This is a genomic window from Aquimarina rhodophyticola, assembly GCF_042434915.1.
GTDB lineage: Bacteria > Bacteroidota > Bacteroidia > Flavobacteriales > Flavobacteriaceae > Aquimarina.
In genome coordinates this window covers 568,571-589,698 of record NZ_CP170198.1, presented here as the reverse complement: position 1 = coordinate 589,698, position 21,128 = coordinate 568,571, and the positions used below count along the sequence as shown (strand labels likewise).

Below are 21,128 nucleotides of genomic sequence, written 5' to 3'. Positions count from 1 at the left end.
AATTATGAAAATTTATAATTGCCAACTAATAGTTGACTCACTATTTTAACTAAGGAATTATTCTTTTAAAAATAAAGAAATTCCAAAATTATTAAGCCTATTATAGTGGCGTCTCAATGAGAAAAAAGTATTCGTAGCTTTAATTCTTATCTTCTAATAAGGGAACAAAACGAAACTCTCCATATTCTCTTTTTTGATATTCTTTTTCACTGGTACGAACAAAGAGTGTCATAATTTGAGGATCATCCCCAACAGGAATCACTAGACGTCCTCCTATTGCCAATTGACTAAGTAAAGGCTTTGGTACATAAGGTGCTCCTGCCGTTACTATAATACCATGATACGGTGCATATTCATCTAAACCTTTATATCCATCCCCAAATGACAAGTATTTAGGTCGATATCCTAATTTACCTAAAAAAGTTTTAGTTTTCCTAAAGAGTTCATGTTGGCGTTCTATACTATAGACCTTTACACCCAGCTCACATAATACAGCAGTTTGGTATCCAGAACCAGTACCAATCTCAAGTACTTTGTCACCGCGCTGTGTTTGAAGTAGAGCCGATTGAAAAGCAACTGTATACGGTTGTGATATTGTTTGATCTGCTGCAATAGGAAATGCTTTGTCTTGATAGGCATGGTCTTCAAAACTTGAATCCATAAAAAGATGTCTTGGGATAGCATTAATAGCCGCAAGTACAGCTTTGTCCTTAATTCCCTTCTTAACTAACAAGTCTACAAGCTGTTTACGTTTTCCTGCTTGTCTTAGCGTATCTTTGGCTTTCATCATGGTCGTTTAGCGAGCTAAAATTACATAAAGATTTTAAGGATTTCATAACATTTTTTACCTAAAACGAATATTTTATATTTTACTCGTAAATACGAATCAAAATTTATAAATAATACTATTTTTGTGTAAAACTTTGAATTATGCTCAAAGCCGGAGTATTAGGTGCTGGACACCTAGGAAAAATCCATTTAAGACTTTTAGAACAATCAAAAAATTATCAACTTATAGGGTTTTATGATACAAATCACAAACAAGCCCAAGCCATAGTCGATGAATTTGGTTACCACCTGTTCGAATCAGCAGAAGCTTTAATTGAAGCAGTAGACATGGTTGATATTGTGACCCCTACTTTTGCTCATTTTGATGTATCAAAAAAAGCAATCGAAGCTGGAAAACATATTTTTGTTGAAAAACCTATTACGAATACTGTAGAAGAGGCAGAAATTCTAATTGCACTGGCGCATAAACATAGAGTTAAAGGTCAAGTAGGTCATGTAGAACGTTTTAATCCAGCATTTACATCGGTTGTTTCAAAAATTGAAAATCCAATGTTTATTGAAACGCATCGGTTGGCAGAGTTTAACCCACGTGGCACAGATGTACCTGTAGTTTTAGATTTAATGATCCACGATATTGATGCTATTCTTAGTGTTGTAACATCACCTGTCAAACATATTAGTGCCAGCGGAGTTTCGGTCATAAGTGAAACCCCTGATATCGCCAATGCAAGAATTGAATTTGAAAATGGCTGTGTTGCAAATCTAACAGCGAGCAGAATCTCATTAAAAAATATGAGAAAATCTAGATTTTTTCAGAAAGATGCTTATATCTCGGTTGATTTTTTTGAAAAAAAGTGTGAGGTGGTAAAAATGAAAGATGCGCCTGCACAACCCGACGATTTTGCAATGATTTTACAAAACGCTGAAGGCGTTAAAAAACAAATCTATTTTGATAATCCAGAAGTTTCGTCCAACAATGCTATTTTGGATGAGTTGGACCACTTTGCAGAAGCTATAAATAACGATACTACTCCCGTTGTATCGTTAGCCGATGGAACAAAAGCTTTACAAGTAGCCTTGCAAATCATTGCTTGTTTTAAATAATAATCTAAATAATACAAATACACACAAAATGAAGAATATAGCCATAATAGGAGCAGGAACGATGGGTAACGGTATTGCACATACTTTTGCTCAAACAGGATTTAAGGTAAATTTAATTGATGTATCAGATGAAGCGTTGGAACGCGGAATGTCGACAATCACCAAAAATCTTGATCGTATGGTGGCTAAAGAAAAAATCACCACTGCTGACAAAGATGCTACACTAGCCAATATAACGACAATTACCTCTATAAAAGACGGGGTTAAGGATGCAGATTTAGTTGTAGAAGCTGCCACAGAAAATGTAGAATTAAAATTACGAATTTTTAAAGATTTGGATACTGAGTGTCCTTCAAAAACTATCTTAGCAACCAACACTTCTTCGATCTCTATCACCCAAATTGCTGCGGTTACCAAGCGCCCAGAACGTGTTATCGGTATGCATTTCATGAACCCAGTACCAATAATGAAATTAGTTGAGATCATACGAGGCTACAATACTACAGACGAGGTCACCAACTTAATTATGGAAATGTCTAAAAAATTAGGCAAAATCCCTGTAGAGGTAAATGATTATCCAGGGTTTGTTGCAAATCGTATTTTGATGCCAATGATTAATGAATCTGTTGAAACCTTATACAATGGAGTTGCTGGAGTTCAAGAGATTGATACCGTTATGAAATTAGGTATGGCACATCCTATGGGACCACTACAATTAGCTGATTTTATTGGATTAGATGTATGTTTATCTATATTAGAAGTTATGTATAACGGATTTAAAAATCCCAAGTATGCTCCATGCCCTTTACTAGTAAATATGGTACGTGCAGGAAAATTAGGTGTGAAAAGCGGTGAAGGTTTTTATGACTACAGCGAAAATCGCAAAGCAGAAAAAGTAGCTACACAATTTAGTTCTTAATACAGGACATTAAAATGGCAAAAGTTCATCCATTTAAGGCAGTTCGTCCAACACGTGATAAAGTTAGCTTAATTGCTTCGAGATCTTATCAAAGTTACACTCCAGATGAGCGTGATTCACGAATGGATTACAATCCTTTTTCATTCTTGCATATTATTAATCCAGGATACAAGTACCACAAAGAAATTTCAGGAGAAGAACGCTACAAATTAGTACGCAATCGATACTTAGAATTTAAGGAAGAACAGATTTTTCAGAAAGAAAGTACGCCCTGTTATTATGTATATAAAATTGTAAATCGCGAACAACGCTCTTTTTGCGGTATTATCGCTGCTACAAGTGCAGATGATTATGAACAAAATATTATCAAAAAGCACGAGGACACCCTGCAGGATAGAGAATATACTTTTAAACAGTATTTAAAAACAGTAGGATTTAATGCAGAACCAGTACTCCTTACCTATCCTGATAATGATGAAATTAGTAATATCATTTTCGAAATAATTCAAGAACGCGCAGAATACGAGTTTACCACAACATACAGAGACACTCATTTTTTGTGGGTAATCGACAATAAGACTTTGATTAGACGCTTAAAAGATGCTTTCTCTTCGATAGATGCTGTATACATAGCCGATGGTCACCACCGCTCATCTTCGTCTTATCTATTGACTCAAGACTTAAAAAAAGAAAACCCAGATCATAAAGGGTCAGAAGATTATAATTTCTTTATGAGTTATTTGATTCCAGAATCTCATCTTAAAATATTTGAATTTAATCGGTTGGTCAAGGGGTTAAATGGGTTAAGTAAAGAAGAGTTTCTCATAAAACTTGATGAGTGGTATCGTATCGAAAATAGAGGGATTGACAGTTACAAACCCTCCAAAGAACATCATTTCAGTATGTATCTTGATGGAGAATTTTATTCTTTATATTTACGTAAAACGAAGTACGAATTCACAGATGCTTTATCCGAGCTTGACGCACAAATTTTATTCAAGACTGTATTAAACCCTATTCTCGATATAAAAGATTTACGAACAGATAATCGTATCGAGTATTCTCACGGTAAAAAAGGATTTATATACGTTAAAAGTAAAGTCGATTGTGGAGAATTTACGGTTGGCTTTGGATTATTTCCAGCCACTGTTGAACAGATGAAAAAAATTGCAGATCAAGGATTAAAAATGCCTCCAAAAAGTACGTATATAGAACCAAAATTGAGAAGTGGTGTTACTATTTATGAATATAAAGAATAAAAATATAAAAATGCTTAACTTCCTTTTTGAGCCTTCTTATTCGATATTTTGAAAAAAAGTATCTTTACAGTATATGAGCAACATACAAAGTCAATTAAAAAACATCAAGTCTACCCTACCAGCATCGGTCGTGTTGGTTGCGGTTTCTAAAACCAAGCCCATTGCTGATTTAATGGAAGCATATGAAGTTGGCCAACGTATTTTTGGAGAAAACAAAATTCAAGAAATGACAGATAAATGGCAAGCAATGCCAAAAGATATTGCTTGGCATATGATAGGACATGTTCAAACCAATAAGGTCAAATACATGGCTCCTTATGTAACCTTAATTCATGCTGTTGATAGTCTTAAGCTTTTAAAAGAAATTAACAAACAAGCTATAAAAAACAATCGAACAATTGATTGTTTATTACAAATCAAAATCGCCGAAGAAGATTCAAAATTTGGTCTCGATAAAAATCAAGCGATCGCCCTGCTAGAATCTGATATTTTTAAAACCTTGACAAATATTAAAATAATTGGTCTTATGGGTATGGCTAGTAATACGGATAATCAAACTAAAGTAGCAGCAGAGTTTGAATATATTCAAAAATTATACAATCAATTAGCACACATCCACAAAGACTTTTCTACCTTATCAATAGGAATGAGTGGTGATTATCCATTAGCAATCGAGTATGGTAGCACAATGATTCGTATAGGAAGTAATATATTTGGAGAACGAAATTATAATTAACAAAAATCATTTTATCGGGAGCTAACATACCTATCAAAACTCCTTTTTAAGCTTTATATGTACGCAATCTTAGATATAGAAACTACTGGAGGAAAATATAATGAAGAAGGAATTACAGAAATTGCTATCTATAAATTTGATGGACAAGAAGTAGTTGATCAATTTATATCATTAATTAACCCTGAAAAGGAAATACAACCGTTTGTAGTAAATCTCACTGGGATTAATAATGAAATGTTACGTAATGCTCCAAAATTTTATGAAATTGCTAAACGAATAGTGGAAATTACTCAAGATTGTATTTTGGTAGCACATAATGCGAGTTTTGACTATCGTATCTTACGTACAGAATTTGGAAGATTAGGTTTTGAATATGAGCGTAAGTCCCTATGCACAGTTGAGCTAAGTCAAGAACTAATACCCGATCAACCCTCTTACAGTTTAGGTAAATTAGTGCGTAGCTTAGGGATCCCTTTGTCCGATCGTCATCGAGCTAATGGTGATGCGCTGGCTACTATTAAACTTTTCAAACTATTACTGGCAAAAGATATAGAAAAAACGATCATTACAGAAGCTATACGAACAGAAACAAAAAAACAAGTAGGTGGAAAACTTCTAGAAATTTTAAATGGTATTCCCGCTACTACCGGTGTTTATTACATACATAATAAAGCTGGAAGTATTATTTATATTGGAAAAAGTAAAAATCTAAAAAATAGACTTAATCAGCATTTTACTGGAGAAAATAAAAAATCCAAAAAAATACAAGATGAAGTTGAGCATGTTACGTTTGAAATAACTGGTAGTGAATTGATAGCATTGCTTAAAGAGGCACAGGAAATAAAAACTCTCAAACCTATTTACAACAGATTTACACGCAAACCAAAATTTGACCATGGCTTATATCAATTGGCAGATCAAAATGGTTACATTAGTTTAACAATGAACCCGTTAATAAAGGAAAAGGAAGCCATTACAACTTTTACAAACAGACAACAAGCAACGTCTTATATGCGTCGATGGACAGAAGAATTTGAGTTATGTGCACGATATATGGGTTTAGAAAAAGGAAAAGAATCCTGTTCATATTTTGATAATGACAAGTGTTTAGGAGCATGTATAGCCAAAGAGAATCCAGAAGTCTACAATCAAAGAGCTAAAAAGCTTATCGCGCAACATTCTTTTGCGTCCAGCAATATGATAATTATTGATCGTGGACGCACGATTGACGAACAAAGCGCCATTTTGATAGAAAACGGAAAACTTAAGGGTGTAGGCTTTTTTAATTTGAATCATCAAGTCCATAATATTGATATTCTAAAAACCTTAATCACACCTATACCACATGATCAGAATATGCAGCATATCATTCAAAGTTATATGCGAAAACATAAACGATTAAAGATTATAAAACCAACCTATAATGTCTAAAACTATTCCTTTCTTACTATTACTTATTGTAAGTTCTTCTCTTCTTTCTCAAGAAACATACAATTATAGAAATATTCTTGTTAGTAATTCAGATTTACACAATACTACTTATAGCAAAGACAGTACAGCAAATGCTTTTTATATTTATGAAAAAGGATATAGCCGAATAGAAAATGGCAACAATTACAACCTATTAACAGACTATGAGGCTAAAATTAAAATTTTGAATGAGCAAGGGTTTGAGCATTCAACCATAGAAATTGTTCTGTACAGAAATAAAGGAAAAAAAGAACTTTACAGAAATTTAGTAGCCTACACACATAATGTTGAGAACGGTAAATTGATCAAAATCAGTGTCCAAGAAGATCAAATTTTTGAAGAAATTTATAGTGAAAATTATACTATTATTAAATTCACTTTCCCACAGGTGAAGTCAGGATCTGTAGTAACTTATAAATATCAAATTGAATCTCCATTTATATTTAATTTTAACGGTTGGGATTTTCAGGATTCTATTCCAAAAATGTATAGTGAGTATGTATCCGACCTTCCTGGTAATTACCACTATAATATAGGATTAATAGGTACCTTAAAGTTAGAAACTAATGAATCTTCCATAATAAAAAATTGTCTTGAGGTTGGTATGGGAGGAGCTTCCGATTGTCTACATAACACCTATGTCATGAGAAATATACCTGCTTTTAAAACAGAGAAGTATATGACTGCAAAAAAAAATTATTTCTCTCGTATCAAATATGAACTAAAGGTGTTCAAAGGTTTTGATGGTACCGTCAAGAAGTTTAGTGAAACATGGAAAAATGTTGATAGGCAATTACAAAAAGAACGAACAATAGGGCTTCAATTAAAGAAGATTAATACAACCAAAGATATTTTTCCAGATTCGCTACAGATCCTTCCTAATAATCTTTCAAAAGCTAAAAAACTATATGAGTATTTTACAGAAAACTATATATGGAACAATAAATTTGAAATTTTTAGAGACGGTAATATAAAGGAAGTTATGGAGACTAAAACTGGAAACGTAGCAGGTATTAATATTCTGCTCCATAATGCTCTTAAACAACAAGGCTTCAAAGTCAATTCTATTTTATTATCTACAAGAGAGAATGGTTATGCGACAAAAAATTATCCAATATTAACCGATTTTAACTATATCATCGTACAACTATCTGTTGATGACCAAACCTTTTTATTAGATGGAACAGAGAAGGCTTTAGCATTTGGAGAAATTCCATATAGATGTTTGAATCAATATGGCAGGCTTTTGGACTTTAAAAATGGTAGTTCTTGGGTGGATTTAAAACCTACTCAACGCTCTTTACATTTTTATAGAGAAGAAATCAAACTAGACAATGAATTGAGCTTGACGGGTGTTGCTAAATATACTTATCTAGGATATCCAGGTTTTTATAAAAGAAAAAAAATACATCAAATTGGTAAAGACGCGTTTGCAGAACAAATAAGAATGCAGAATAATGATTTAACTATATATGATTTTAAACTAAAAAATGAAAGAAACTCAGAAAAACCCTTTGAAGAAGAGTTTTCATTCGAAAGATTGGCAGAAGAAATAGATGGTTTAATTTATATAAAACCCTTTACAAAACCTTTTTTTCAGGAAAATCCTTTTAAGCTAACCGAAAGAAACTTTCCTGTGGATTTCGGATTTAAAGATACATATACTTATTCGGTTTCCCTTAAAATCCCAGAAAATTATCAATACATTGACACTCCAAAAAACTCATATTACTCTATCCCAAATGACTTAGGAAAAGTTGGTGTCAGTTACAAAAAGCAAGGCAAACAACTTATAATCTCCTATAGAATTAATTTTAATTCTTCATATTATCCTACAGAATACTATCCTATACTTAAGAAGTTTTTTGAATTAGTTGTGAATATAGAAAATAACACTTTCATTACTGTTAGTAAAGAAAGTTAATTTTATTTACTTTTATTTAAAACTAAGCCGTGAACGAAAATGTCATAAAAAAAAACTGGAGAGAAAAAATTCATGAAGTGATTTATGAAGCGGATACTCCTGCGGGTAAATTATTTGATGTTGTTCTTTTAGTCTTAATTATATTGAGCATAATTTTTGTAATGATGGAGAGTGTAAAAGGACTTACTGCCAACGTTTACGAATTTTTGTACTATGCTGAATGGGTTATTACTATTTTTTTTACTATTGAATATATTGCTCGCGTAATTTCTATAAAAAAGGCATCCTCTTACATTTTTAGCTTTTATGGAATTATTGATTTATTATCAACATTACCGCTATATTTATCCTTTTTTATTGTTGGATCGAATGCTCTACTAACGGTTCGAGCCTTGCGCTTACTTAGAGTTTTTAGAATTTTAAAAATCACTAGATATATCGGAGAAGCTAATAAGTTGACCAAAGCATTAAAAGACAGCCGTCCAAAAATTTTGGTGTTCTTATTCGCTGTGTTAGTTTTATGTATTATCATGGGAACCCTTATGTACATCGTTGAGGGAGAGGCTAGTGGTTTTAAGAGCATACCTGTTAGTGTATACTGGTGTATTGTAACTCTTACAACTGTTGGTTTTGGTGATATTGCTCCAGTAACCCCTTTGGGACAACTACTAGCTGCTATAATCATGATTTTGGGATATGGGATCATTGCGGTTCCTACCGGAATTGTTAGCGCAGAATATGCAGCAAACAAAAATACAGCTCCAATTCGGGTAAATACGCAAGTTTGTTCTAATTGTAATGAAGGAAAGCATCAAAACGATGCAAAATATTGTCATAATTGCGGATACACCTTATTTAATGAATAAAAATTTAATTGTAATCGTTGGAGCTACTGCCATAGGGAAAACCAGTTTAGCGGTAGCCGTAGCACAACATTTTAAGTGTGAAATTATATCTGCCGATAGTAGACAGTTTTTTAAAGAAATGAAAATAGGAACTGCAGTCCCAACTCCTGACGAACTGAAAGCCGCTCCACATCATTTTATTCAACATCGTAGCATACAAACTACATATACTGTTGGAGATTTTGAAAAAGATGCTATGCAAGTCATTGATAAGCTTTTTGAGTTTAATAATACAGTCGTTCTTGTAGGAGGTTCTGGTCTATATGTAAATGCTATTATCAATGGATTAGATGAGTTTCCCGAGGTTGATCAAAATACCAAGCGCACCGTACAACAACTATATCAAAATAAGGGAATTGAAGGGTTACAAAAATCATTACAATCTCTAGATCCCGAGTATTACCACAAAGTTGATCTATCTAATACGCATCGCGTAATGCGTGCAATAGAGGTTAGTTTAAGTAGTGGACAACCATATTCCTCTTTCTTAAATAAAAAGAAAAAACAACGCCCTTTTAACATTATTAAAATAGGTCTATCTGCAGATAGATCTATAATTTATGATAGAATAAATCGTAGAGTTGATCAAATGATGAAAGATGGGCTTAGAACCGAGGCTTCAATATTATATCCTTTTAAACATCTTAATGGATTAAATACAGTAGGCTATAAAGAAATATTTGCCTACCTAGATAAACAGTATAACTTAGAAACAGCTATCAGCGAGATAAAAAAAAATACGAGAAGGTTTGCAAAACGTCAGTTGACTTGGTTTACCAAGGATAAAGAAATCACATGGTTTTCAATTGAGACTGATCGCAAAGAAATTCTATCTTTCATTGAAAAAAACTCGCTGCAAAAATAATTAATAAAACAGCGAGTTTTTTTCTGGAAAGATTACCGTTAAAACTTTACTAGGCTTCTTCGTTTCTTACAACAAGTCTAAACCCTTCACCGTGGATATTCAAAATTTCCACATTGTCATCTTTTTTAAGGTATTTTCTCAATTTTGCTATATAAACATCCATACTTCTAGACGTAAAATAGTTATCATCTCTCCAAATCTTGGTCAGTGCTAATTCTCGTGGCATTAAATCATTAAGGTGTAGTGCCAGTAAACGCAAAAGTTCATTCTCTTTGGGTGATAATTTGATTGCTTCTTCATCCTTATAGGTCAAGAATCTTAATTTAGAGTTTAAATGAAAACCTCCTACATTGAACTCAAATTGCTTACTATCAGCAATTGATTCGGTGCTTTTGCGTTGCATGATAGCTTGAATTTTCATTAACAACACTTCGCTATCAAAGGGTTTGTTAAGATAGTCGTCTGCCCCTACTTTATATCCTTTTAAGACATCTTCTTTCATAGCTTTGGCAGTCAAAAAGATAATCGGAATTTCTTCATTTTTATCTCTTATTTCTTTTGCTAAAGTAAATCCATCTTTATAAGGCATCATTACATCAAGAATACACATGTCATAATCATCCTTTTTGAACTTTTCAAAGCCTTCCATACCATTTTTAGCATGAACCACATCGTAATCATTCATAATAAGATAATCCTTTAGTACTGTTCCAAAATTTGGATCATCTTCTACTAATAAAATTTTTTTGTTTTCTGTTTCCATATTTTTAAGATATTAACGGTAATTTAATTATAAAAGTGGAGCCTTTTCCTTTTTCACTCTCCACCCATATTTGACCATGATGGTCATCAACAACTCTTTTTACATACGTAAGACCTAATCCATGTCCTTTGACATTATGAAGATCTCCCGTGTGTTCTCTAAAAAACTTTTCAAATATTTTTTTTTGAGCTATTTTGCTCATACCAATTCCTTGATCTCTTATTTTTACAATAATACTGTTCTTAGCATTTTCTGTATAGACATCAATTTTTGGAGCGCTCTCAGAATACTTAACTGCATTATCTAGAATATTGACCAGAACATTGGTAAAATGATTGTCATTGGCCAAAACAGATGATTTTAATGCACCTAGATGAGTTTTGATATAACCACCACTATCTTCTACTAAAAGAGATACATGTGTAATTGCATCCTCGATTAAGTCATGCAGCTTTACCCGCTCCTTGGGTATGTTTAATTCATTTTTTTCCAATTGAGAAATGCGAAGAACATTTTCTACCTGCGCATGCATACGTTTATTTTCTTCACGAATCATATTCATATAACGCTTCACCTTATCAGGATCATTACCAATCTTTGGATTTTTTATAGAATCCAAAGCTAAGTTTATAGTTGCAATTGGCGTTTTGAGTTCATGCGTCATATTGTTAATAAAATCCGTCTTAATTTGAGATATCTGACGTTGTTGCATCAATTGTGATAAGGCACTAGAATATGCTATCACTATGATCAATGTAAAGACAATAGAAAGCAACGCCATACTTCGTATCGACGAAAGTACATATTGTTTTTTATCGGTAAATTTCACATACAACTGGTATTTACTTTCTCCATCTTGATTTACAAACAAAGGAACTGCGTAAGTATTTGCGTAATCTAAGCTAAAATCATCTGACCTCACCTTTGTTGCCAATGAATTACTATAAATAGCGTACTCAAAATCTACTTTAATATCTCGCTCTTCTAGTTCTCGTCTTATCATCGAGTGTATTTCTTCATTTTTAACTCTACGATGTATCGGTATGTAACTAGCTATATCATTTACTACAATTTCATAATCCATGCGTTGCAAGTCGGTAAGACTTTTAATGCGTTGCATTTTTAATTTAGATTTCTTTATAGACCTCTCTTCTTTTCCTTCTTCAGAAACAATATCTGCTGTTCGGTTTAAAATATCCTTTAACTTAATGGTATCAATATCAAAATTAATAAAAGATGAGAAAAGTTTATAATCATCCTCCAAGGCGCCATTGTTATATGAAAACGTTCTATTAGTACGCTTATCAATACTTATATTCAGAAGTTGCCGTATGGTTTTATCATCTGGTTCTTCAATACTATCTAGAATTTCTTTTAAAGGGTAGTATATTTCTTCAAATTCGTTATACTGAATTTTGTTAGACACCGTAATAAGTACCTGCTTTGCATTAAACGAAAACTGTTCTTCATTATTAACTACCGTATTGTTTATCCAATACCCCTGAACAAAGATAATCCCTATTAATGATAGGCTCATTAGGATTATTAGCAATACGAATATCCTTTTATTCATAGACCAAAAGTAAGACTTTAACATTTACCTACTTTACGGTTTAACCAAATGTTAACAAAATGGATGTAACCCAATGTAATAGGCTCACAACATGAACTTTTGATGGAGTTCTAGTACCTGTTTTTCGACTTCTTTAAGGGCTACATTAGTAATGATAAAATCGGCAAGCGGGATTTTCTTACTATCTTCCCATTGATTATTCATACGTTGCTCTATTTCCTCAACAGTAGTTCTATCTCGATCTAAAATACGCTGAATACGAAGCTTTTTGGGAGCTGTTACTAAAATTGTATAGTCACAATCTTTTTGTGCACCTTTTTCAAACAAAATCGCTACTTCTTTAATAATATAATTTGTTTTTTGTTTCTTTTTCCAGTTTTCAAAATCTAGAGCTACCGCAGGATGAACTATAGCGTTTAATTTTGTCAATAATTCTTTATTCTCAAAAACTTTACTTGCTATATACCCTGTATTTAAAGAATCATCCAGATAAGCATTTACACCTAATAGACTTATTACCTGATGTTTGACTGAAGCATCTTTGTGCATTATTTTTTTTGCTTCAATATCTGCAATATAAACAGGTACACCAAGATTTTCAAACATCTTAGCTACCGTAGACTTACCACTCCCTATACCTCCTGTTAACCCAACAATCTTCATTTCTTATTTACTATTACAAATTGAATTTGCTTTTCCTGTAAGCGAACATCGTGTATCTTTTCTGGGTATTTCTCCAATTTTAATAAAAGAAAGGCATTGTCTTCGGTTGCTTCCTCATAATTAGCTACTACTTTAAAATCACGTTCTGAGATTTCGTCATACTTATCCAATCCCACCCTATAGACTATTTTAACCTCCTTCGGAAAAATTTTGATTTCTTCTTTGTCTGGCACATTTTCTAGAACTACAGGTACAATTTGACTACCTTCTGTAAATTTACTAACCGATACCATAGCACTTACATATGGTGGATCAATAGTAAGCACACCTTGTAAGCTATCCATTTTTATTGATACTTTTTCTTCCCAGTTAGACTTAAGTCCATCCACCTCAATGGCAGAAGTTTCAACATACTTAATCGAGTCTAAGACTTTTTTTACCCCCCGTATCGTACTTGAATCTGGCTCTATTTTTAAACCTTCACTACTACCATATCCTGCGGCATATTGAAATGTGATATTTGTTTTTACTGGTACTTTTTTTTCTAATATCGTATTCAATTTTAAAACGAGTGTATCCTTCTCAAAAGCAATCACATTGCCTTTAAAGTCTAACTTACGTTTAATAAAATCACCTTTTTTGTCTAAGGCAAAAACATACTTATTAGAATCTTTTTTCACACTTTTTTCAAAATCAAATGTGAGCTCAGGAGTTCTCCAACTGTGGGCGATCAATCGAAAACCATTTCCCCCCAAAGTAACTATTAACTTAGTGTCATTAGAAGGGTCTAAGACTTTCCCTTCTGGGATATTGATAAAAACAATGTTAGTCTCCAAAGTTCGCGTATAATTTTTTGAAAACTGTATAAACAACCAGAGGATTGACGTGGAAACCAAAAAGAACAAAAAAACTTTTACATTATTTCTTTTAAATGAAAATCTATTCATACTTTAATTTTTATCTAAAGAACAGCTTCTTAAATTGTTTTTTTGGATTTCTCTTCAACAGATGAATATAATAATAAGATTTTAAGAATCCACTACCGTAGCCATAAAATTGGATAAAGACCGCTAGCATTGACATACTTGCTATTGCAATACTTGAGTATGCAAATACCGCACTTATAAATAGAACCAAGAAATACATGCTTAATACAATCAACGGTAACCAAATCGCAAAAAAGGCTAATACTATTGAAGCTATCATACCTATTATAAAGACTGAAGGAAACCAATACGTAAGCTTGGCTGTTTTAGGATGCCATGAATTAAGTATAGGTCTCACCAAACCAAACTTGTTTACCTGAATATAAAATTTGCGCCATGAAATGCGACGCTTATGAAAAACCTTTGCTTCTTCAATCAACGCTGTTTCAAACCCTAAATTCCATAATCTAATAGTTAGATCAGGATCTTCACCAGGATGTATGTCTCCAAAACCTCCTGTTGCGTTAAAAGCCTCTTTTGATAATCCCATATTAAAACTACGTGGCTGAAACTTATCAATAGCACCACGTTTACCGCGAATACCTCCAGTAGTTAAGTAGGAAGTCATACTAAAACTAATAGCCTTTTGTAAATTTGAAAACTTGGTATGTGCATCATCTGGCCCGCCAAAACAATGCACAAAAGTACGTGAGAGATATTGATCTACAGCATTTAAATAGTTATTAGGCAGAATAACATCACTATCAAGAATTATAAAGTATTCACCTTTGGCTCGCTTCATACCATAGTTTCTTGAATCCCCAGGTCCAGTATTCTGTTTTTGATAATAACTAATGTTTAATTGCTCTCGAAAATATGCAACACATTTTTTTGAATCTTCTGTTGATCCATCCTCTATAATTACAATCTCAAATGGTTTGTCATAAGCCAGAGTAACCATACTCTCCAGTAATTCCAAAATTTCCTGAGGACGATTGTAGACAGGAATAATAAAAGAGTACTTTATCATTTGTTACATTATAAATAAAAAATCCCATCAAGATAGCTTGCATGGGATTTATAAAAATATTGAATCTTATTCTAATTTTCTTCTGTAAATTTCTGCATCACAAGTTCACTAACTCCCACATTTGAAAAACCTCCATCATGAAACAGGTTTTGAAGAGTCACTTTTTTTGTAAGATCAGAAAATAATGTAATGGTATAGTCTGCACATTCTAATGCTGTAGCATTTCCTAGTGGAGACATCTTATCTGCGTATTCGATAAATCCATCAAAACCTTTAACCCCCTTACCTGCAGTAGTTGCTGTAGGAGATTGAGATATTGTATTTACACGAACTTTTTTATCTCTACCAAAGAAATAACCAAAACTTCTTGCTATGGATTCTAAATATGCTTTATTATCTGCCATATCATTGTAATCTGGGAACACACGTTGAGCTGCCATGTAGGTTAAAGCTACTATACTACCCCATTCGGTCATAGCATCTTTTTTATACAAGGTTTGCATAGTCTTGTGAAAAGAAAGTGCTGATACATCCCATCCTTTCTGACTCCAATCGTAATTAAGATCTGTATAGTGACGGCCTTTTCTTACATTAACTGACATACCTATAGAGTGTAAAACAAAATCTAGTTTTCCTCCGAGAATTTCAACAGATTTTTCGATTAGATTTTCCAAATCTTCTAGAGATGTGGCATCTGCTGGAATAATTTGAGAATTAGTTTTCTCTGCAAGTTGATTAATAGCACCCATACGCATAGCTACAGGCGCATTCGTTAGCACAAAAGTAGCCCCTTCTTCGTGAGCTCTCTCTGCTGTTTTCCAAGCAATAGAATTTTCATCTAATGCACCAAAAATTATTCCTCGTTTACCTTTTAATAAGTTGTGTGACATTTAATAATAAATTAAAATATGTTCTTTGAGTGGTAAAGATAACAAAACCCAGTTAACCGTTATCGTTATGGTATTATTTTACTGCAATTTTGTATTTTTCCATATGTGTTATTTCAAAATTTTGAAATTATACTATATTCAAAAGTGAACGTGCATGCGTTAAGGCTGATTCTGATATATCCTTACCACCAATCATCTCTGCAATTTCATTCACTCGCTCATTTGGACTCAGTAACTTTAGACGGGTAACAGTACTAGCATCCAAATCCTCTTTAAAAACTTTATAATGCTGCTCACCTTTAGCTGCGATTTGTGGTAGATGAGTGATACTTATAACTTGAAGATTTTTACTCATAGTCTTCATTAAGTCGGCCATTTTATGAGCCACTTCTCCAGACACCCCTGTATCAATCTCGTCAAAAATTATAGTAGGAAGCTTGCTATATCGTGATAAAATCACTTTTATACTCAACATAATTCTTGATAGCTCTCCACCCGAAGCTACTTTTTTAAGTAGTCCATAGGTACCGCCTTTATTAGCCGAGAATAAGAAATTTAATTCATCTTTACCATTATTATAATAGGTATCCCCAAGAATTACCTCTGCCTTAAAAGTAGCATTATCCATCCCTAAAGATTTAAGAATCAACTCTAATTCTTTTACTAATTTAGGTAATGCTTCAGTTCGCTTTGAATGAATCTTTGCAGCGACCTGATCCAGTTGTTTTTGTATATCTACTATCTCAGATTGTAATTTTTTAATATCATCATTTAAAGAGTCAGTTTTTGCAACTTGTTCGTCTAAGGTGTCACGCACCTCTACCAACTCTTGAACACTAGTTACCGAGTGTTTGGTTTGAAGATCATGTATTAACTGAAGTCGCTGACTTACTGCTAATAGACGAGACGGATCTGCTTCTAACCTGTCCAATTCATTTTCTAGAGAGGCTAAAATATCTTCGATTTCTATAGCTATGCTTTCTACTCGTCCAGATAAATCTTTATAAGTGCTCGTATAGCTCTCTATCTTTTGCAAATTTAATTTGACAGATCGTATTTGATCTGACACGCCTAGTTCCTCGGCACCAATAATATTTATGGATGACGAAAGCCTGTCTTGAATATCCTCAATATTATTAAGGGTTTCATAATCTGCTTCTAATTCGGGAAGTTCATCGATTTTTAGTTTTGCATCATCTAATTCTTTAAATAAGAAAGAATTATATTCATAAGCCTTGGTTAATTCATCTTGATTAGCAATAAGTGCGTTTACCTCTTTTTCTTTTGCTTTTAGAAGTTGTAATCCTCTTTTAAAAGAATCAATTTCTCTACTAGTTCCAGCTAACGCATCTAATACTTCAAATTGAAAATCATTAGAAGTAACCTCTAATGTTTGATGTTGACTGTGTATATCGATTAGATGCACGCCTACCGCATGTAATGCACTTAAAGTGACAGGAGTATCATTGATAAAAGCTCTTGATTTTCCTGACGGAAGAATTTCTCGGCGAATTATAGTTTCATTTTCATAATCTAAATCTTCCTCTTTAAAAACATTTTCTAAATCATACTCTGCTATAGAAAAAACACCTTCTATAATACACTTCGAAGTATTGTCTTTTATGCTAGTAAGATCAGCTCTTTTTCCCAAAAGAAGACCTAACGCTCCTAATAAAAGAGATTTCCCAGCCCCTGTTTCTCCCGTTATTATAATGTACCCAGCGTCAAAAGAAACTTGTAGTTGATCGATTAGGGCATAATTCTGTATTGATAAACTTTGTAGCAAATGCGACAGATATTAAGGTTAATAGTATGAGTAAAGATACCACACTTTTAAAAAAAAAATATTAGAACATTTTCTAAAATTTTATTGCAGACCAATTCTTAGAATATGTTGGCGCTATTCTATTCAAAACACCAACTGCTTCTGCTATATTAACTGAAGGACCTCCTGATAATATACTTGAGATTTCATCGGCTTTGGAGTCAAAGAAAATACGCATCAAATAAGAGTTTGGACGTCTGTCATTCATTTCTTTCAACGTAGTAAGAGACTCAACTATAGTCAACTTACCAGTTTTAAGCTCTTTATGCATTAAATCTAAACCCTGTCTATGATATGTATAAAGCGTTTCTCTATATCCATCAAAGGTTCCCGATAGTAGATCATCATTAAGTTTAAAACGTGTTTGTGTCCCATCCTGCAAGTTCCACCCTAAGGAATTACTGGTTTGGGCATTCCCTACAATATTCTTTGCTTCTTGATAATATTTAGTTCCGCCATTTAACTCAAAAGTATCTGCATCGATTCCTAAAATAGTGTATAAATAAAAGGCGGTTACCGAAATAAGGTTGGATTGAAAGCTATTGGCGTTATAATTTAATGGCTGAAATTCGACATAACTAAATGTAAATTGCTTATCTATAGTATTAAATGTAGTACTATTATAATTTGAACCAAATATTGGGCGTGATGCCTGAACTTGTAAAGTGGCAGAAAAAGTATCATTATTATATGCATTGATATTGATCACAAAACTACAATTGATGCGCTCCTCATTACGATAATCAATATCTGTCCATTTTGTAGTATTTATAAATTCTACTAGTGCACGTTCGAGGGTTTTAAAAACCTGTAAATTAGGTTGCCCAGTTTGTTCGGCATTAACAACGACCCGCGCGTTAAATTCTTGCGCGTTAACAGATGTACCAACAACTAACAACAATAATAAAATATAATATTTATACATAGTATCTAAGTCAATATCATTTTAATCTAAACAATCAAATGTAGACAATTAAACACTCAACAAAGAAATAATCTTTTCAAAAATATCATGAGCAACCATTGTCTTACTTTTTAAATCAAACGTTTTAATTCTTTGTTTATGATCAATCAACGTTATTTTATTTGTTTCATTTTTAAAGCCTGCTCCTGTGTCATTCAAAGAATTAAGTACTATTAAATCAAGATTTTTATTTATAAGCTTTTGTTTTGCATTAGCAATTTCATTTTCTGTCTCTAGTGCAAATCCGACTAAACATTGTTGTTTTTTATGAGCACCCATCCATTTGAGAATATCTACAGTTCTTTCTAACGCTATATGCAAGTCCCCTTCTTTCTTTTTAAGCTTTTGGTCATAACTTATTTTGGGACGATAATCTGCAACCGCTGCCGCTGCAATAGCTATATCACATGATGGAAAATGAGATTTTACAGCATCAAACATTTGAGATGCGCTAACGACGTTTAAAACAGTGATATGCTTATGTACGAGCTTAATTGATGATGGACCCAACACACACACTACTTGAGCCCCCAAACTTGCTGCCATTTTTGCAAGCTCGACACCCATTCGCCCACTCGAATGATTACCTATAAAGCGCACAGGATCTATAGCTTCGTAGGTAGGACCCGCTGTTATCAGTATTTTTTTATTTTTAAGAGGTAATTTTTCGAGGATATGCTCCTCTATAAATGTTATAATGTGCTCTGGTTCGGCCATTCTCCCTTCTCCAATTAAACCACTAGCTAACTCTCCCGACTCTGCCGGAATCATAATATTACCATACTTTTGAAGCGTAGCAAATGTTTTATGAGTGGATGGATGGTGATACATATCTAAATCCATGGCTGGTGCAAAATATACTGGGCATTTTGCAGATAAATAAGTAGCAATTAAGAGATTGTCGCTGGTACCAGATACCATTTTTGATAACGTATTGGCAGTTGCTGGTGCAATTAGCATTAAATCTGCCCATAACCCCAAATCTACATGATTATTCCAAACAGCATTTTCCTCTTGTTCATTATAAAAAGAAGAATATACTGGATTCTTTGATAAGGTAGATAAGGTAAGAGGTGTTATAAAATCCTTAGCTGCAGGTGTCATTATTACTTTTACCTGAGCTCCCGCCTTAATAAACCCCCTAACTAAGGAAGCAGTTTTATAAGCGGCAATACCGGCAGTAATGCCCAAAAGAATTTTTTTGCCGCTTATAATAGACATTTTTATAAAGTATCTGAGTCCGTTTTTGTATTTCTGTAGTAGATTTTGTCATCTAACCATTCTTGAGCAGCTAATGAATGTGGCTTAGGCAAACGCTCATAAAATTTCGATACTTCGATCTGCTCTTTATTTTCAAAAACTTCTTCTAAACTATCGTTGTACGTTGCGAACTCGTCTAACTTCTCTAAAAGCTCTTTTTTAATATCAGTATTAATCTGATTAGCTCTTTTTGAAATAATAGAAATAGCTTCATAGATATTATCTGTAGGCTTATCTATTAAATTTTTATCAATTGTAGTGGTATTTACAGGCGCATTACTTTTTTTTAAATCCATCTTCTCCTAAATTTTCTATTTAAACTCTTCTAATCTTGATGTAATATCTTGTGCTATATCTTCTGCTTGCTGATTGTATTCTCCAGTCTTATAATATTTTTTATACGTAGTATAGTATCCTTTAGCTTCCTTGAGACGCTCGGCGACTAAACTTTGATAACTTCCAATGGCTAATAGATATTGCGATTCTAACTTATAATAAAGTACACTTTCTCTAAAAGGTGATCCTGGGTAGTCTACCAAAAAGTTATTAAAAGAAGCGATCGCTACTTTATAATCTTCTCTGTGATGATAATTTTTAGCTATCTCGTATGCTTTTTTCTCCTTTTTTACGCGTAATTCAGTTACCATCGCATTTGCCTCTTCCAAATAGGTTCCTTCATCATAATCATTTATATATAACTGTAGCTTCTCTATAGCCTTATCTGTATCTGCCTGATCTAATGTGAAACGTGGCGATAAAAAATAATAACTCTTAGCACTTTTAAATGCAGCTTCTTCACTTTTATCACTTTTAGGATACGATTTAACGAAACGTTCAAACTGATACCCTGATAAATAGTGATCTTCTAATTGATAATAAGTATCAGCATAGTAGTACATTACACGTTCTGCTTGTGGCTTACCTCTATATTGCGGAACAATTTGTTCAAAAAGACGCAATGCCTTTTTATACTTCTCCTCTTTATATAGTTTTTCAGCCATCGCATATTTAACGCTAGCATCTTCACTCTTGAGAATTTTTTGATACTCACTGCAAGAGGCTAGGGTAACTATACTGATAAGTACTACTACTACTTTCTTCATTTTAAAAAATATCTGGCAAAAATAGCTATTTCTACCGTATTAAAAAATTTTAATTTCTCTTATAAATGACGCGCGATTAACTGTAATGTTGCAGTTTCCAATTTAGTAAAAGCATAATTAATCATAAGAAAATTAACAGCTCCCATATAGCTCAAATTAT

At 33.0% G+C, this 21,128-nt stretch carries 20 protein-coding genes; 8 read left to right on the top strand and 12 right to left on the bottom strand.

Features of this window, described 5'->3' with window-relative positions; genetic code table 11:
• Nucleotides 1–139: 139 nt before the first annotated feature.
• Nucleotides 140–787: a protein-L-isoaspartate(D-aspartate) O-methyltransferase gene (locus ACE939_RS02645; RefSeq protein WP_378187231.1), complete on the bottom strand. Its 648-nt coding sequence runs from the start codon at nt 785–787 to the stop codon at nt 140–142.
• 143 nt (nt 788–930) lie between these two features.
• On the opposite strand from ACE939_RS02645, the gene ACE939_RS02640 reads away from it, so the two are divergent.
• The 8 genes from ACE939_RS02640 to miaA all read left to right on the top strand — a co-directional run bounded on the left by ACE939_RS02640 (nt 931) and on the right by miaA (nt 9,971).
• Nucleotides 931–1,893, top strand: a complete 963-nt coding sequence (locus ACE939_RS02640; protein WP_378187230.1) for a Gfo/Idh/MocA family protein — start codon at nt 931–933, stop codon at nt 1,891–1,893.
• Nucleotides 1,894–1,921: 28 nt separating this feature from the next.
• Nucleotides 1,922–2,812: a 3-hydroxybutyryl-CoA dehydrogenase gene (locus ACE939_RS02635; RefSeq protein ID WP_378187229.1), complete on the top strand. Its 891-nt coding sequence runs from the start codon at nt 1,922–1,924 to the stop codon at nt 2,810–2,812.
• A 14-nt stretch (nt 2,813–2,826) separates the two neighbouring features.
• On the top strand, nt 2,827–4,071 hold the full coding sequence (locus ACE939_RS02630) for a DUF1015 domain-containing protein (protein ID WP_378187228.1): 1,245 nt from the start codon (nt 2,827–2,829) through the stop codon (nt 4,069–4,071).
• 73 nt (nt 4,072–4,144) lie between these two features.
• Nucleotides 4,145–4,807, top strand: a complete 663-nt coding sequence (locus tag ACE939_RS02625) for a YggS family pyridoxal phosphate-dependent enzyme (RefSeq protein WP_378187227.1) — start codon at nt 4,145–4,147, stop codon at nt 4,805–4,807.
• Between the two features lie 57 nt (nt 4,808–4,864).
• Complete coding sequence (locus ACE939_RS02620; protein WP_378187226.1) at nt 4,865–6,238, top strand: exonuclease domain-containing protein; 1,374 nt, start codon at nt 4,865–4,867, stop codon at nt 6,236–6,238.
• Nucleotides 6,231–8,201, top strand: coding sequence for a hypothetical protein (locus ACE939_RS02615; RefSeq protein ID WP_378187225.1), 1,971 nt, complete (start codon nt 6,231–6,233; stop codon nt 8,199–8,201). The genes ACE939_RS02620 and ACE939_RS02615 overlap by 8 nt, the downstream gene beginning before the upstream one ends.
• A gap of 29 nt (nt 8,202–8,230) precedes the next feature.
• Complete coding sequence (locus ACE939_RS02610; RefSeq protein WP_378187224.1) at nt 8,231–9,067, top strand: ion transporter; 837 nt, start codon at nt 8,231–8,233, stop codon at nt 9,065–9,067.
• Nucleotides 9,021–9,971, top strand: coding sequence for a tRNA (adenosine(37)-N6)-dimethylallyltransferase MiaA (gene miaA, locus ACE939_RS02605; RefSeq protein WP_378187223.1), 951 nt, complete (start codon nt 9,021–9,023; stop codon nt 9,969–9,971). The genes ACE939_RS02610 and miaA overlap by 47 nt, the downstream gene beginning before the upstream one ends.
• Nucleotides 9,972–10,020: 49 nt before the next feature.
• On the opposite strand, the gene ACE939_RS02600 is transcribed toward miaA, so the two are convergent.
• The 11 genes from ACE939_RS02600 to ACE939_RS02550 form a co-directional block, all read right to left on the bottom strand.
• Entirely contained in the window at nt 10,021–10,734 is a 714-nt protein-coding gene (locus ACE939_RS02600) for a response regulator transcription factor (RefSeq protein ID WP_148783138.1), read from the bottom strand.
• Nucleotides 10,735–10,738: 4 nt separating this feature from the next.
• Nucleotides 10,739–12,307: a sensor histidine kinase gene (locus ACE939_RS02595; RefSeq protein ID WP_378187222.1), complete on the bottom strand. Its 1,569-nt coding sequence runs from the start codon at nt 12,305–12,307 to the stop codon at nt 10,739–10,741.
• Between the two features lie 84 nt (nt 12,308–12,391).
• On the bottom strand, nt 12,392–12,970 hold the full coding sequence (gene coaE / locus ACE939_RS02590) for a dephospho-CoA kinase (protein ID WP_378187221.1): 579 nt from the start codon (nt 12,968–12,970) through the stop codon (nt 12,392–12,394).
• A complete protein-coding gene (locus ACE939_RS02585; protein WP_378187220.1) occupies nt 12,967–13,917 on the bottom strand; it encodes a CdaR family protein in 951 nt (316 codons plus the stop codon). Before ACE939_RS02585 ends, coaE begins: the two co-directional genes overlap by 4 nt.
• Nucleotides 13,918–13,927: 10 nt before the next feature.
• Nucleotides 13,928–14,926, bottom strand: a complete 999-nt coding sequence (locus tag ACE939_RS02580; protein ID WP_378187219.1) for a glycosyltransferase — start codon at nt 14,924–14,926, stop codon at nt 13,928–13,930.
• A gap of 71 nt (nt 14,927–14,997) precedes the next feature.
• Nucleotides 14,998–15,816 (bottom strand): enoyl-ACP reductase, encoded by an 819-nt coding sequence (locus ACE939_RS02575; RefSeq protein ID WP_378187218.1) that lies wholly within the window; start codon nt 15,814–15,816, stop codon nt 14,998–15,000.
• A 127-nt stretch (nt 15,817–15,943) separates the two neighbouring features.
• Nucleotides 15,944–17,602 (bottom strand): DNA repair protein RecN, encoded by a 1,659-nt coding sequence (gene recN / locus ACE939_RS02570; RefSeq protein WP_378187217.1) that lies wholly within the window; start codon nt 17,600–17,602, stop codon nt 15,944–15,946.
• A gap of 73 nt (nt 17,603–17,675) precedes the next feature.
• Entirely contained in the window at nt 17,676–18,566 is an 891-nt protein-coding gene (locus tag ACE939_RS02565; protein WP_378187216.1) for a DUF4835 family protein, read from the bottom strand.
• A gap of 48 nt (nt 18,567–18,614) precedes the next feature.
• Nucleotides 18,615–19,826 (bottom strand): bifunctional phosphopantothenoylcysteine decarboxylase/phosphopantothenate--cysteine ligase CoaBC, encoded by a 1,212-nt coding sequence (gene coaBC, locus ACE939_RS02560; RefSeq protein WP_378187215.1) that lies wholly within the window; start codon nt 19,824–19,826, stop codon nt 18,615–18,617.
• Nucleotides 19,827–19,828: 2 nt separating this feature from the next.
• Nucleotides 19,829–20,161, bottom strand: coding sequence for a DNA-directed RNA polymerase subunit omega (locus ACE939_RS02555; RefSeq protein WP_378187214.1), 333 nt, complete (start codon nt 20,159–20,161; stop codon nt 19,829–19,831).
• 15 nt (nt 20,162–20,176) lie between these two features.
• Nucleotides 20,177–20,968: an outer membrane protein assembly factor BamD gene (locus ACE939_RS02550; RefSeq protein ID WP_378187213.1), complete on the bottom strand. Its 792-nt coding sequence runs from the start codon at nt 20,966–20,968 to the stop codon at nt 20,177–20,179.
• Nucleotides 20,969–21,128 lie beyond the last annotated feature (160 nt).

Coding starts and splice junctions, on each gene's coding strand:
- ACE939_RS02580 (WP_378187219.1), bottom strand. CDS start 14,926: ATGATAAAGTACTCTTTTATTATTCCTGTCTACAATCGTCCTCAGGAA.
- ACE939_RS02595 (WP_378187222.1), bottom strand. CDS start 12,307: ATGAATAAAAGGATATTCGTATTGCTAATAATCCTAATGAGCCTATCA.
- ACE939_RS02645 (WP_378187231.1), bottom strand. CDS start 787: ATGAAAGCCAAAGATACGCTAAGACAAGCAGGAAAACGTAAACAGCTT.
- ACE939_RS02625 (WP_378187227.1), top strand. CDS start 4,145: ATGAGCAACATACAAAGTCAATTAAAAAACATCAAGTCTACCCTACCA.
- ACE939_RS02585 (WP_378187220.1), bottom strand. CDS start 13,917: ATGAATAGATTTTCATTTAAAAGAAATAATGTAAAAGTTTTTTTGTTC.
- ACE939_RS02550 (WP_378187213.1), bottom strand. CDS start 20,968: ATGAAGAAAGTAGTAGTAGTACTTATCAGTATAGTTACCCTAGCCTCT.
- ACE939_RS02620 (WP_378187226.1), top strand. CDS start 4,865: ATGTACGCAATCTTAGATATAGAAACTACTGGAGGAAAATATAATGAA.
- ACE939_RS02565 (WP_378187216.1), bottom strand. CDS start 18,566: ATGTATAAATATTATATTTTATTATTGTTGTTAGTTGTTGGTACATCT.
- ACE939_RS02640 (WP_378187230.1), top strand. CDS start 931: ATGCTCAAAGCCGGAGTATTAGGTGCTGGACACCTAGGAAAAATCCAT.
- ACE939_RS02600 (WP_148783138.1), bottom strand. CDS start 10,734: ATGGAAACAGAAAACAAAAAAATTTTATTAGTAGAAGATGATCCAAAT.
- ACE939_RS02635 (WP_378187229.1), top strand. CDS start 1,922: ATGAAGAATATAGCCATAATAGGAGCAGGAACGATGGGTAACGGTATT.
- ACE939_RS02630 (WP_378187228.1), top strand. CDS start 2,827: ATGGCAAAAGTTCATCCATTTAAGGCAGTTCGTCCAACACGTGATAAA.
- ACE939_RS02615 (WP_378187225.1), top strand. CDS start 6,231: ATGTCTAAAACTATTCCTTTCTTACTATTACTTATTGTAAGTTCTTCT.
- coaBC (WP_378187215.1), bottom strand. CDS start 19,826: ATGTCTATTATAAGCGGCAAAAAAATTCTTTTGGGCATTACTGCCGGT.
- ACE939_RS02555 (WP_378187214.1), bottom strand. CDS start 20,161: ATGGATTTAAAAAAAAGTAATGCGCCTGTAAATACCACTACAATTGAT.
- miaA (WP_378187223.1), top strand. CDS start 9,021: ATGCAAAATATTGTCATAATTGCGGATACACCTTATTTAATGAATAAA.
- ACE939_RS02575 (WP_378187218.1), bottom strand. CDS start 15,816: ATGTCACACAACTTATTAAAAGGTAAACGAGGAATAATTTTTGGTGCA.
- coaE (WP_378187221.1), bottom strand. CDS start 12,970: ATGAAGATTGTTGGGTTAACAGGAGGTATAGGGAGTGGTAAGTCTACG.